The 14,127-nt window shown below is 36.1% G+C and carries 14 protein-coding genes; all 14 read right to left on the bottom strand.

Features of this window, described 5'->3' with window-relative positions; genetic code table 11:
• On the bottom strand, positions 1–401 hold a 401-nt coding region (locus QVP90_RS16075; RefSeq protein ID WP_288204841.1), incomplete at its 3' end, for a YggS family pyridoxal phosphate-dependent enzyme.
• A 149-nt stretch (positions 402–550) separates the two neighbouring features.
• On the bottom strand, positions 551–1,015 hold the full coding sequence (locus tag QVP90_RS16070) for a DUF4494 domain-containing protein (RefSeq protein ID WP_005930967.1): 465 nt from the start codon (positions 1,013–1,015) through the stop codon (positions 551–553).
• A gap of 210 nt (positions 1,016–1,225) precedes the next feature.
• On the bottom strand, positions 1,226–3,151 hold the full coding sequence (locus QVP90_RS16065; RefSeq protein ID WP_021937003.1) for a fimbrillin family protein: 1,926 nt from the start codon (positions 3,149–3,151) through the stop codon (positions 1,226–1,228).
• Positions 3,152–3,197: 46 nt separating this feature from the next.
• Positions 3,198–5,102: a fimbrillin family protein gene (locus QVP90_RS16060; RefSeq protein WP_021937002.1), complete on the bottom strand. Its 1,905-nt coding sequence runs from the start codon at positions 5,100–5,102 to the stop codon at positions 3,198–3,200.
• A 186-nt stretch (positions 5,103–5,288) separates the two neighbouring features.
• Positions 5,289–6,836: an ATP-binding protein gene (locus QVP90_RS16055; protein ID WP_021937001.1), complete on the bottom strand. Its 1,548-nt coding sequence runs from the start codon at positions 6,834–6,836 to the stop codon at positions 5,289–5,291.
• A gap of 340 nt (positions 6,837–7,176) precedes the next feature.
• On the bottom strand, positions 7,177–7,656 hold the full coding sequence (locus tag QVP90_RS16050; protein WP_021937000.1) for a UpxZ family transcription anti-terminator antagonist: 480 nt from the start codon (positions 7,654–7,656) through the stop codon (positions 7,177–7,179).
• A 4-nt stretch (positions 7,657–7,660) separates the two neighbouring features.
• A complete protein-coding gene (locus tag QVP90_RS16045; protein WP_021936999.1) occupies positions 7,661–8,362 on the bottom strand; it encodes a CpsB/CapC family capsule biosynthesis tyrosine phosphatase in 702 nt (233 codons plus the stop codon).
• A 12-nt stretch (positions 8,363–8,374) separates the two neighbouring features.
• Entirely contained in the window at positions 8,375–9,151 is a 777-nt protein-coding gene (locus QVP90_RS16040; RefSeq protein WP_021936998.1) for a YdcF family protein, read from the bottom strand.
• A gap of 10 nt (positions 9,152–9,161) precedes the next feature.
• Positions 9,162–9,917 (bottom strand): YdcF family protein, encoded by a 756-nt coding sequence (locus QVP90_RS16035; protein WP_021936997.1) that lies wholly within the window; start codon positions 9,915–9,917, stop codon positions 9,162–9,164.
• Positions 9,914–10,873, bottom strand: coding sequence for an acyltransferase family protein (locus QVP90_RS16030; protein ID WP_288204851.1), 960 nt, complete (start codon positions 10,871–10,873; stop codon positions 9,914–9,916). The genes QVP90_RS16035 and QVP90_RS16030 overlap by 4 nt, the downstream gene beginning before the upstream one ends.
• Before the next feature lie 134 nt (positions 10,874–11,007).
• Entirely contained in the window at positions 11,008–12,186 is a 1,179-nt protein-coding gene (locus tag QVP90_RS16025) for a glycosyltransferase family 4 protein (RefSeq protein ID WP_021936995.1), read from the bottom strand.
• Positions 12,183–12,698 carry a serine O-acetyltransferase gene (locus tag QVP90_RS16020; RefSeq protein WP_021936994.1) on the bottom strand — a complete coding sequence of 172 codons (516 nt, stop codon included), beginning with the start codon at positions 12,696–12,698 and terminating at the stop codon, positions 12,183–12,185. The genes QVP90_RS16025 and QVP90_RS16020 overlap by 4 nt, the downstream gene beginning before the upstream one ends.
• Before the next feature lie 5 nt (positions 12,699–12,703).
• Positions 12,704–13,630 (bottom strand): glycosyltransferase family 2 protein, encoded by a 927-nt coding sequence (locus tag QVP90_RS16015; RefSeq protein WP_021936993.1) that lies wholly within the window; start codon positions 13,628–13,630, stop codon positions 12,704–12,706.
• On the bottom strand, positions 13,627–14,121 hold the full coding sequence (locus QVP90_RS19920) for an acyltransferase family protein (RefSeq protein WP_369678150.1): 495 nt from the start codon (positions 14,119–14,121) through the stop codon (positions 13,627–13,629). The genes QVP90_RS16015 and QVP90_RS19920 overlap by 4 nt, the downstream gene beginning before the upstream one ends.
• Positions 14,122–14,127: the final 6 nt, after the last annotated feature.

Raw genomic sequence — 14,127 nt, 5'->3', positions numbered from 1 at the left:
AACATTTCCCTACATTCTTCAGCACTGAAACCGAATTTGGTCTCTTCCTGTGCAATGTGCAGCTGTATCAGGCATTTAATGACCCTGTTTACTTTAGCAGCCTGTTTGTTGACTTCTGCAAGTAATTTGTACGAATCGATTCCGTGAATCATAGCTACATAAGGAACCATATACTTTATTTTGTTCGTCTGCAAATGTCCGATGAAATGCCATTCGATGTCTTTAGGAAGACTTTCATGTTTGGCTGTCATTTCCTGTACTTTGCTTTCTCCAAAAATACGCTGTCCTGTGCTGTAAGCTTCTTCTATCGCCTCATTGGGATGGAATTTCGAAACAGCAACCAGACGGACTCCCAAAGGTAGTTCGGCCAGTACTTGCTTTAAATTCTCCGCAATATTCATGTATTTAGTGATAAGTGATTAATGATAAATGATAAACTCATTAGCAGTAAGAAGCAATCAATGATTAGTGGATTGGTGACGAGTGATAAATTTTATGCCTTATACAGCGCAGCCGCTAATCACCTGTCACTAATCCGCTAATCACTAAATCAGACTTCCGGTTTATCATTGGGGCCTGCGCTGTATGGATATACATCCATGAGCGGAGTTTCAGATACCATTCCGATCTGATAATCGGCCATTGTACCTTTCATGCCTTCATCCAGTTTTTTTACGGCGTCACGCAGATCGGCGGCTTGCACCAATACTTGTGTGGATGTCTTCTTTTCCGCACCGCTTTTTTCGTCCAGTGTGATAAAGATAAGTTTACATTTAAACCAACGGTCTGCTGATTCTTCTTCACTGGGAAACAGCTCGCTGTAATTGGCACGTTTGATGTCCGAAACGGTAAATTCTCCTGTGATGAATGGAGTCATTTCCTCGATAATACGTGCTTCTGCCTCTGTAAAGCTGAGTGCATCTACCAGATAAGGTTCGGTAACTTTTTTATTCATTCCGTTTTCCATTAGTTTTTCATAACGGATTTTGCACTCAAACCATGTATGCATTGCCATATTCTTCTGCTTTTTATTTAGTTAATTATATTGTTATCTGCCGTTTCGCTCTTTCTACGCAGTAAACGGCCTACAAAGATAATTTAAAAAACATCTTTCTGCATTTAGAGTCTGTTTAAATTTTCCTCAAAAAGTTATTTTCAGTTTGTTTTGAATTTATTTCCGGCCTGTTTCCCTGTTCTCATTGACAGTGTGCAGCGCCTCTTTGAATTATTTCATGGAGGTATAGTCGTCAGATTGCTCACTGTTTTCCAGTACGCATCTCACTGAATAGCCGCAAAAATCAGAATGGTTTGCTTCTGCCGTTTGATCACTGTCATATCTTAATAGGATGCTTTTCTCGGCCAATGTTTTCTGATCATTTCCCATATTCCAATATATTGCATATTCTCCGGCGAATGCGTAGATGCTGGAGTTTGCTCCTTTCTCTTTGGTGAAAATGCCTGTAGGAATGGCGTTGAACTCTGTCAGATCGGATGCCGTATATTCCGATTTCTTCCATAATTTGTGACCTTTTAGAACGCTTCCGTCTTCTTTAATATATGATTTTAGTAATTGCCAGACTTTGTTATCCGCTATCTTCCATCCTTTGGGAGCGAGTTTACCACTGGTGACTGCTGCTTTATTATAGAATAAATAGGTCTTTTCCTTAAAATATCCGGCAGAACTTTTAGAATAATTGGATGTTGTTTTTGCAGTTATCTTTTTGTTATCATTATAGAATACTGTTTTAAGATTTTCTCTCATCCAGTACTGTGTACCGATTTTTACAATAGGATATATGCAGGTTTCATCTTTTCTTATATCGGTTAGTACCTTTTTCCTGATGGATAACAGGAGTGGTTTGGCGGGTTCGGAAAATTCGATCGATAAATCCGATGCAATGTAGAAAGAAAGGATAGGAGCAAGGTTACCGGGTACGTAGTTCAGTGTGTTTGTTTTTCTATCCCATATGGCTTTTCCACCATGTATTTTTCTGTCATCGTCTATAATTTGTAGGACAATTCCCTTTCGCCAGTCGTTTACTCCGTCTTTTGCAGGATAGATTACGACTGCTTGCGCCTGTACTTCCGGTGATGACAGATACTCTCTGCATACCTCTGCTACTATCTTTCCTTCAGAAATGATACTGTATACAGAACTTTGTTCGAAATCGAAATCACTGATGGGAATACCCGTTTTTTCTTCTTTTTCTGTCGGAGTAATTTCGCTCTTGTTTCCTTCCTTCCAGTCGTTAATCTCTGCTGTGATTCCATTGATCCCTAATACCGGATCATATCGTAATGTAAGTTCACAGGTAGTTCCGCTTTCCAGTTCATAGTTTTCTGTGAGTTGGCATTCATATTTTTTAGAATCTATGGATAATGTGAGAATTTCATTTCCTGCCGGTATCGTTTGTGGAATCAATATGCTTCTTTTTCCGGTCAATGTATTGTTGTCAATATTCCATTCTCCGTTTGGGGCAACATTTTGCGGTTTACCGAGTGAGGAAATTTCGTTTTTGTCAAAGTCGTAAGTCGCTTGTGTGAAAACTTGATTTATACGAATGACAGGATTACTCTTTTTTAGGATATTAATGTCGTATCCATTCGTCGGTTTGATTCTGATTGTAAGTTGGCATAATCGATGTGTATGGTGCAGTTCGATGTTTTTCTTAACGGCAGATATGTTATTGGCCTGTGCCGTCATAAAGTCAGAGCGATTATAATTAGTCGCCGGGCTTTGATCTGTTCGGATGGATATATTTATTTTCTGCTCTCCTGCGGTGATACCTGTTTGCTGGTAAGGGTAATAACTGATAAAATCACATTTGTTTTTTTCTGCCGGATAATAAACTTCTTCCTCCGTAACAAAACCGGAAGCTTTACATTTGAATTGTCTGTTTTCTATATAACGTTCTTTATCCAAGGTTGTAGGCGATATCAGCACATACAATCCGATGGCATCGTCACAATCCTTTTGGTAGATCTGGCTATGGAGTGTTTTCGCACTGATTTTGATGGGGATATTACCAGGAATAACAGAGTCTGTTTTTTCATTCTCTTCTTCTCCGATACTATTGACACACGACCAGATACAGAAAACGCTCCCTGTCAGAATCCATATGCTTACTATTATTGGTAAATGATTTCTCATACAATTATCCAAAAGTGTTTTTTATACAACTCTTTTTATACTTATGCTACTCTTTTATACAGCGTATAGAGTAAGCGCAGTAATCGGTATTAAAAACCTTTCCGACTTCTTTTAGTTTATTGCTTAGGGCGATACTTGTCTCATACGGTGTTGTTTGATTGTCTTTTATGGTCCAATATGCAGCATATCTTTGAGAGTAACCGTAAATGATTGCTTTTTCTCCATCTTTAGAATAAATACCTACCGGCTTTCCGTTGAATCCTGTTTTATTATTAGCTTGAGGTGTTCCTTCATTTGAGGTCCATATACCTGTTTTCAAGGTTGCTGCATCGTCTTTCAAATAAGTTTTCAGCATATCCCATTCTGTGATATCCGGTATTTTCCATCCTTGCGGGGCGATTTTCCCAGTGGCGATGACTGCTTGATTATAAAAGTGGTTGGAATTTTGCAAGTAATAGCCGGCTGTTGTCTTATTTAAATAGGCTGTGTTGTTAGTGATGGCAGTTCCATCATTGTATTTAGTTACATTCAGGTTTTCCTGCATCCAGTATTGTGTTCCTATTTTCACTATGGGACAGGTAATTGTTTCAGAACCTCTGATATCTGTCAATACGTTTTCTGCCGCTAAAACCGGTTGCATGTTTTCACTCTTTTCAAAGATGACATTTCCGTCTTTATCCGCATAAATTTCCTCGATTGGTATCTGGTCTCCAGGTGTATATGTCATTGAATTATTGACTTTATCCCAAGTAACGCTTCCTCCGTGCAGACTTTTGTTTTCACCTACTATCTGTAAAACAGTTCCCCTCTCATCATTATCTGCCGGATATAGAACAATTGCCTGTGCATTGATATCCTCATTTAGCAGATATTCTTTACAAATTTTTCCAATTACGGTGTTTGTAGAAGTTATAAGGTGGTATATCCCTGTTTTTTCAAAATTCAGTCCGGAGATACTTATCGAGTTATTATTTTCTTTTTCTTCAAGAGTGGCGTTGCTACTACCTCCTTGTTTCCATTCGCTTATGGATGAGCTGATTTTGCCAATTCCTACTCTTGAGTCATATATTAGCAGGAGTTCGCAACTGGTTTCGCTTTCCAATATTAAATCTTCCGGTAAAACGGCAGAGTAAATTTTGTTTTTCGTACGTAGCGTCAGTTCACATCCGGTAGTAGGTTGCGGAATAAGAATTACCTTTTTTCCTGTGAGTTGGTGATTCTCTTCATCTGCTTCCCATTGTCCGTTGGGAATAATGTTTTGCGGATTGTTGAGTGAGCTGAATAATTCAGTATCTATATTATAAATAGCTTTTGTGTTAAGATTACTGATGGATATGGTTGCGTTTTCTTGTAACTCTTTTATGTCTTCTTCTTTGTTGAGTTGTAAAATGATGTTTAGTTGGGAAAGTTTATGGTTATGCTTTAAATTTACTGCTTTCATACTCGGAGATATTCCCTGTATTTTAGCTATCATGAAGTCTGAATGGCTATAATCGGTAGCTATGCTTTGATTTGCATTAACGCTGATTTTTATATCGTTACTATTTTGGGAAACCCCTTCTTCTTGGTAAGGATAATAGCTTATGAAATCACATTTGCCGTCTCCTTTGGGATAATATATTTCTTCATCCGGCATAAATCCTGCCGATGAATAAACAAACCGCATATTATCTATATGTCTTGCTCCACCTATCGTTTCCGGTTGTGCCAATACGTAGAGACCGATTGCGTCGTTTTCGTCAAATGCGTTGTTAGTGGTACGTGTATGGACCTGAACCTCAACCTGTAAAATCTGAGCAGATATTGCAATAGGGATATCTTTATAGGTAGGCGAGTGAGGTGTCTCTGAAGATTCTTCTAACGGCTGAATACTGTTGATACAGGAAAAACATAAAAAGGGAATTACTACCGCCAGACTGTGTCTGACAGCGTTTTTGTTTGTGCATTTCATGATATTATTAGTTTTAATTTTTGGTGAAATTAATATAACATATTTGAATGCACAAACTTTTATTCATTTAGTTTTCAAAGTTTTTTGTAATGTGCTATCTTGTAATTGTTTAAAATAAAAAATAATTTTATTTTTTGTTTGAGTTTTGTTGTGTATGTAAATTTGATTATTCTCATCTTATTTCTGTTATTTCACTTTCCACTCCTCGATATTTCTTGTTTTCGCGCTGAAATTTACTCCGATTTTGAAAAGTTTTCGTGAATCTTTTATAAATGGCAAGGCATATTGTTTTTCTTCAATCTGCTGCAGTGCTTCATTAGCTGTCCCTTCCAGTTTGAATTCCATGATATAAATGAAGCGATCGGTTTGCAGCATTAGGTCGATACGTCCTTCCGCAGTATGATATTCCGCTTTTACATAGAAACCTATTAACTTGAATACAATGAAAAGTACATTCTGATAATGTAATTCCAAATCGCGTACGAGTTCGTATGGAGTATCTGCGAAGAAGCTTTGCAAACGGCGGAAAAAAGCATTGTAATCTCCCTGCTCTATTTCGTGTACAAATTTCATGATCTGGAAAGGAGATTCTATCTTGTCCACATTGGCATAAAAAGGGAGGAGGTATTCCATAAATCCTTCTTCTACTTCTTTATTCGGGAATCCTAATCGATAAACACGAAAACGCGGATCGTATCCTTTTATCGTCAGGTATCCGCTTTGATAGATGACTGGTATCGGATTGGTGGAACTGGAGTCTATACTGTTCAGTACATCGGCACTGGTTTCTTCATGTGCCATCCGGTACAGGTCGTAATGATGGCGTTTCAGCAGCTCCACCAGATAGGAAGGGGTTCCCGTTTCGAACCAGTAACTGCCGAATTTCATTTTGGCAAAAGTATTGAGCAGGCTGAAGGGATTGTATATTCCTATTGTGTTCTCCGAGAAATGATAACCGTCATAGCGTGTTTTCAGTTCCCTGCACACTTCGTCATAGGTCATGTTCTGGCTTCGGCCCAGTTTGTTCAGCTCTTCCTCAAAGCAGGCATGTATTTCCTGTTCTGTTATTCCACATATCTCGATGTATCGGTCATCCATCGAAATATCGTCCAGATTATTCAAATCACTGAATACGCTCACTTTACCAAATTTGGTTACTCCTGTCAGCAAGGCGAAACGGATATACTTATCCATACTTTTCATAATCCCGTAGAATGCTTTCAGCGTCTCCCGATATTCTTTTTGCAGGTCTTCGTTGCCTATGGCTTGCAGCATGGGTTTATCGTATTCATCTATCAGGATCACTACACGCTGCCCTGTCTTTTCGTATGCCAGACGGATGAGGGTGAAGAATCGGTCATCGATGCTGCGGTCGGCATCCGATGAACCATATTCGGCTTCATAAATCAGTAGTTGGCGGTCTATCAGGCGGATCAGATCATCCGTAGTATCAAATTTCTTTGCATTCAGATCCAGATGCAGAACCGGATATTTCGTCCATTCCTTTTCGAGCTTTTCTATATCCAATCCTTCGAACAGCTCTTTTTTACCTTCGAAGTAGGCTTCAAGGGTAGACAGCAAAAGGCTTTTCCCGAATCGGCGAGGACGACTCAAGAAGTAATAACTTCCTGTGTTAGCAAGTTTATAGATCCATTTTGTTTTATCTATATAGTCATATCCGCCTAAGCGTAATTTTTCAAAATTCTGTATACCAATCGGATAAAGCTTTCCCATTCTATCTTCTCTTTTTTATCTATTACAAAGAAACACAATTATTTGTTTATCGCCAAGTCTTTATTTGATTTATTGTACGCAAGTACAGATACATATCATCGATCATACATATCACCTATAAATAAAAAAATCCCCTTTCCATTGGTCACGCCAGACCGGAAAGGGGAAACACAAACAAACAATAATATTAGAAAGTTGATATGATTCACATCAGATCAACCTCTGATTTCCCTTTCGGGAAAATATAGCACTTTTTATTGTATCATAATGCTATATGCCTATAAAAAAAACTGTTTCGTTATTATTATTGTTGAAGTTTGTTTAGTAACTGCTTTGATTTTTATTCTTTAATTTCACTCCATGGATACGGGTAATTTTCCAGATTCATTAAGGTATCTGCTATTTCCTGTTCTTCATCGCTTAGTCTTCTTTCTCCCCAGTTGTCTATGATAGAATGAGCTTCCATGGCCAGTTTCTCATCGTAAACTTCACCATAGCAGTACGTCAGAAGTTGACATTTCAGAAGAGAGGGGGATATTTTATCCAATATCTTTCCTGCACGGTCCAGAACCGCCTGTTTCCGGTTTTCAATTTCGCTTTGACTGTACATCACGGCATTATATCCCATTAATAACGCAAGACAGAGTAACGCTTCCTCTTCATTCGTTGAGGCTTTGGCCGTAAATAGGGCATTCGCTTTTTGTGTTACTTCTTTATTCAGTTTAGCAAGAGAATCCGCATATATGGGCGTATCATCTGTTCCTAAATATAATAATTGGTGAGCTAAATGTTTCAGCTCTTGAATTTGATCGATTAGCATATGATTATAGAATTAGTGATTGGTAATAAAAGTGATTCTCGTTTTCTGTTTTTTTGAATAAATTCTCTATTTCTTCATTGTCATGCAGATTGAAGCATTCGCTGTATCGCATTATCTTTGTATCTTCCATTCCCGAAAAGATATAGGTATATAGATTTCTTCTTATTAACATTCTACTATAATTCAGGGCTTCATCGCCATTATATCCGAAGAAAGAGTACAAATTCATCATCAGCCTGCATCCTTTTTCTTTGAGCTTTACGAACTCTTCTGTTCCCCAGTAAATGGTTCGTTCCGGTTGCATGATTACAGGAGTGTATCCGGCAGCCAAAGCAGTATCCAGCATTTCCCATGTTTTACTGTTGTTTCTCAGTGGGTGAACATCAACGAGCAATTCTTTTTCGTTGCTGATCGTTAATAGCTTCTCATGCGTCAATTTTTCTTCAAAGAGACTATCCAGACGGTATCTGGCAGCAAGTTTCAGTTTGATATTTCCTTTGTATCCGGCCTGAAAGTTTTGGAATATCTTTTTCAGATTTTCTGTAGTATTGTTTGGATTCTCTTGTCTCACAGGTGGTACACATATCACCTGCTTCATTCCTTTACTCTCCAGATATTCCAGTAATTCCATAGCTTTTTTGGCAGGCAACGCCCAATCATCGGTTTCTGGTAATATATAAGGTTGAAAGTCTGTATAGCTCATCATCATATTGTAGAATTAAATATATCCCATTATTTGATAGACCCGGTCACCTATCCATTCATTCATCAGTTCCTGCCATTCGATAGCCGCTTCCCATTGCGGGTAAAATGTTCTGTGATTGATGATTTTAGGAGTATCATACGTATTTACCGGAAAATAATCCGGATGAATACCGGTTTTCTTGAAGCAGGCCAAGCTACGTTTCATATGCGTAGCCGAAGTGATCAGCAAGCATTCCTCGCCTTTAATGTTTTCTGTTTTCAGTATTTCTGCTGTAAAGAGTGCATTTTGCCGGGTGTTTAGCGCTTGCTTTTCCAGAATGAATACTTTTTGGGGTATTCCCATTTCTTCCATGTATTGCAGGAAGAGCTTTTCCGTCGAAGTTCCGTCCGGTTGTACGATCGATGTCCCGTCACCCGTTATCAAAATCCTCTCTATGGTTCCGTTTCTCCAGAGTCTTACAGCTTCCCAAAGCCTGTCTGCTCGGTCTTGTTCATATCTCATCTGTCCAGTTTCCCTGTTCATAGAGGCAAATCCTCCCATCACGATGGCAAGTTTATATCTTTTTCCCGGTGCGACTACTATCGTGTTGTATCTTTTTATAGTTAGAAACTTTACATAATCCGCCAATGCCTTGTTGGTGAAAATTATAAATATGGCGATACTGCTGACCAAGAATATCCTTTTCCAACGTTTTTTTTTGCACAGGCAAAAACCGATCAACAGAAGGAATATCCAACTGATAGGGGAGATGAGAAAGAAGTTTAGGAATTTGGAAAGTTCAAAGAACATAATTTTATTTTTAGATATAACCTTTGGTTCGGTAAACGATGCTACCACCCCATTCGTGTAGTAGCTCTTTCCATTTCGTTAGCACCTTTATATCCGGCTTCCACCAATTAGCAGATATCATAAGAGGACTTCTTGCATCTACGGAAAAATAGTCCATGTTGAACCCTTGTTTGGAGAAACATTTCAGGCTGCGTCTGATGTGTGACGCCGTGGTTATTAAAAGACAATCCTGTCCTGCTATCCCTTTCTGTTTAAGAATTTCTGATGTGAAAAGTACGTTTTCGTATGTATTCTTCGATTGCTGTTCAAATACAAAAACTTCCGGAGGAACTCCGGCATACTTTTTCATATAGTGCAGAAATAGATTCTTTTTTGAGGTTCCGTCTTTATGCATGTTTGCCACCATGTCTCCTGTGATCAGTATCTTTTCCAAATGTCCTTCTTTCCATAAGCTGACGGCTTTCCACAGCCTGTTTCTCATATCCGGTCTGATTCCATTTTGTGTTCTACTTTTGTCGTACATCACATAGCCTATTTTTCCGGTTGATTTATCCATGTATCCAAATCCCCCCATTATGATTCCTGCTTTATATCTTTTGTTCGGATTCCATTGAGGGTTAGCATAAAATCTATCATTCCAATAGCAGACATAAGAATAGAAAAAATCGTTAGTCAAGAGATAAGCCAATAGGGTACAAATGAATAATGCAGTATAAATAAGTTTGTAGGAATTACGATGTTTTCTTTTAACTTTTGCATTTATCATATATGTAGCTTTAGTAGCTTAAAAGTTCTTTCCTTTATCCACGCTGCAACAAATGATGAAATAAACACAAGAGGCACAAGTATAAAGAAATATATTCCAAATTGAGACTGGTTAACGAAATAGTGTTCTTTAAAATATGGATAATAAATTGCATCGAAAATATAGCAGCACAGATACATGTCCAATGACAAGACGGATATTTTAGCCAGTATTTTTTTATTTATTTTAGAGTGAATATCCAATTGATAAAACAGTAAGAAAAACAATACGGCTATTGGTATTCCGAAAACCCCATTGGAACTTCCACATATTTGTACTAATGTATGATTATGGATAAATATAAGATTAAAAATAGGATTTATCAAACATATACCCAATATGATCATCCATGCCCATCCTTTTCTTATTGTTGGTTTATATTCGTGTATATAGGCTCCTATAAAGTAGAATGTCAACGGAAAACACTGTTGCCAAAAACCGGGAACTAAATGTACTCCATATCTATTCAGAAGATCGGGTAGTGCAGTCATTATGTATAATGTGCCTATAAGTATTAATTTCTGTTTCTGGTCAGGTATCGCTTTATATAATAGGTTCAAAAAAGGGGTTAGTAAAAATAGTCCGATCCACATTTCTATATACCAACCGTAGGGGATGGCAGAGAAATCTAATACTTTTAATCCCCATTGTATCCACGACAGGCTTTCATGCAGATAATATTTTCTGAATATAATTGTTATTGATGAAAATAGTATGTAGGAAATAATGACTCTGATACCACCTTTATAATATTTCTTGTTAATTGATTTATTGGTATTCAGATAACCGGTTAATAGAAGAAAAAGGGAAACGCCTGTATAGAACAAGAAGCTGATTGTTGCTTGTATGAATAGGGAAATTCCTTCGAAAGTACTTATTTTGAAAGCTGTATATAAGTTGAAAAAATGTCCTGCTATTACAAATAATATGGCACAACTTCTTATAAAATCTAATCCTACATTACGAGTTTGGCATGGGTTTTGTCCCCCCCCCTAATATTGTCGATGTTTTTTGTTGCATTTTCTTGGTAAGTTATTGTTTTCATTGACTTTTATTTTTTTTGTTGGCATTGCAGATTTTTTAATTTGCTAAACAGTGTTTCCCATTGCTTATAAATAACTTCCGAATCATAACATTCTTTTAATTTGTTAAAAGCTTTTTCTCCTAATTCTTCTATCTGTGTCTGATTATTCCACAATTCTACTATTTGTTTTTCTAAATCTTTTATGTTATTGGGCTCAAATAGTTTTCCTATTGCTTCTTTCCCTTGTCCGATAATTTCGGTAAATCCTCCATGATTGGGGCCGATAGTACATTTACCGTATTTTGCTGCTTCGAGGATACTCATTGGAAAGCCTTCATACCATTTACTTGCCATGATAAAAAACGATGCTTCTTGATAAAATGTATTTAATTTTTTTCCTGAAAGATAACCTTTTAATTCACAGTTAACCGGTAAGTTTTGGACCAAATCAATATCTCTTATTTCTCCTGCAAATTTGAATGATATTTCAGGATGTTTTCTGGCTACCTCTATTATTAAATCTACTCCTTTTTCTCTACTGATTCTACCACAAAAAGCGATATAACGACCATGATATGTAACATATTTCTGTGGAGCGTTCATTAAATTAGGAATAACGGTGATTTTATTTTTTTCAAATCCGGCAACAATTAATTTTTCTTTTTGAAAGGATGTAATACATGCGAACATGTCCACATTATTTTTATATGCTTTAGTCCATCTTGCATATGCATTTCTCAATGTATATCCTATGGACTTAAAAATAGAATGTTCGCAATTATATTTGATACAATTCCATTCACTCCCTTTTTCTAAACAAATTTCACAAGGTTTCTCATTACGCATGAATAATCCTGTTGGGCAAATTAAGCGAAAATTGTGAATCGTCATAATAACGGGAACATTAGCTTTTTTGCATTCAAAAAGGGCTGCTGGGCTAATGAATGGGTATAAATTGTGTATATTGACTATGTCTGGTTTTTCTTTACGTAGTATTTCTTTCATATTTTTGACACCTGTAGGAGAATAAATTCCTAAAAGAAATCCTTTGATTTTACCTGTCATAGTATCTCGAATATTTTCAGTTGTCATACGATAGAAACAAATGCTATGTCCATGTTTTTGAAGCATAGCAGCCATTTGGTCAACAACAGTTTCTTCACCGCTATATTTACCATAATTATTATGTACTAAAAGTATTTTCATGATTTTTTCGGATATATTTTAGCTGGGATACCTACAGCTATTGAGTTGTCTGGTACATCACATAATACTACTGCATTGGCTCCTATTATTACATTATTTCCTATTTTAATTTTTCCTAAAACTTTTGCTCCTGCTCCAAATTCTACATTATTTCCAATAACCGGTACATCATGATCCTTGTTTTTGGTTCCTATTGTGACTCCTTGCCTCAAAATACAATTCTCACCCATTATAGTGTCTGGATTAATAATAATGCATCCGTAATGATGAATTCTTAATCCTCCACCGATCTGTGCACCTCTTGGAATATAAATTCCGATAATTGTATTGAACAAAAAGAAAAATGGCAAATGAATAATATTGAATATAATTCGGATGGGGGTGAATTTGATTTTTTGAATACGATGTCCTATTCTATATAAGATAACGCAAATTATGGACGGTTCATCCCATTGTATTTTGCCATTACTTTTCCTATATGCTTTTAGATCTTCTTTAATAGTAGATATCATTAGAGTTAAATATAGTGAGAGATTATGTATTTTTTGATACGAAAAGGCAATATGCTGATTATTAGGAATAAATAAACCTTTCGATTCATCGGATTATATTTGAGGGATAAAAAACACTCTTTAATTGCTTTCTTTTTAAAGTTGTATCTTATATCTGTTGAAGCTCTCATTTTGTGCCATAAAGAGATGTATTTCTTTAAATCTTTGCGGGTCTTTTCCGACATCTTTGATAATAGTATTTTTAATTCATTCCCTACCGGATCGCTTTCGTCTTGTGTTCTTGGAGGGGTATTGGTAAGAATATACCCTTCTCCCATATTATATATGGCTAAAGGTTCGGTGCTATATGCAATTTGTGTAATTGTAGATAATTTAGCCCAAGTTATCAGATCTTCTCCGGATTTGACATGAGAAGGAAAACCGTTTATTGCTTTTAGCAGTTGCTTTTTTATCATCACGGAAATGGAACAAATCGGAGGATGTGAACATGCAGCTACTTCGAAATAATTGGATAATATACCTTCTTTCTCAAAAGGTAATTTATTGAGAGTTATGATATTCTCTTTTCCCGAAGCTGTTTTATTTATATAACTGGTTGCATACATTCCGCATTGTGGATATTTGATATGTAATTTGTATAGCGTTTGTAAAAAGTTTGCTTTCCATTCGTCGTCAGCATCCAGAAAAGCTATCAATTCATATTTTGCTTCATTTATGCCTTTGTTTCGGGCTGCAGATACTCCTGCATTCTGTTGATGAATTAAACGGATACGAGGGTCGATTATATTCTCTACTTTCATTACGCTATTATCTGTACTTCCATCGTTTACAATAATTATTTCAAAATTTTGGAAAGTTTGTGTTAAAACAGATTGTAGTGTCTTTTTTATTTGTTTTTCTTTATTATATAAGGGTATTACAACTGAGATCATTTATTACGTCCTCCTGTTAATATTGAATACATAGATGGAATATGAGTTTTAAGAAAATATCCTATTAGTATACATATTGAAATACTAATAATAGGAGTTATTATGTAAGTTATTAATATATTAATAGGGGTACCATGTCCGAAAAATAAAAATAATTTCTTTAAAATAGTAAGTAATGGTTCATGTCCTAAATATATGAAAAATGAATAAGACAATATGGATGAATTGAGAATTCTATGTGAAAGTTTTGGATATATTATATCATATAAAAACCATATTGAATATAGTCCTATTAAAATATTAATATTATGAAACATACGGTATAGTATAGGATCTAAAGAAGAATGATATAATGCTAATATTATGCAGAATGTAAACCATAATGTAAATAATATGAAAATTCTAATTTTGTGGTTGCATTTTTTGTCTAGTATTTCAGGGGTTTCAATTGCTATATAGCAACCTAAGTAAAAAAAGAAAAATGCGTCTATAAAAAT

It is taken from the genome of Bacteroides sp. CAG:189 (genome assembly GCF_000432295.1).
GTDB lineage: Bacteria > Bacteroidota > Bacteroidia > Bacteroidales > Bacteroidaceae > Bacteroides > Bacteroides salyersiae.
This window is presented reverse-complemented; position numbering and strand designations above follow the sequence as displayed.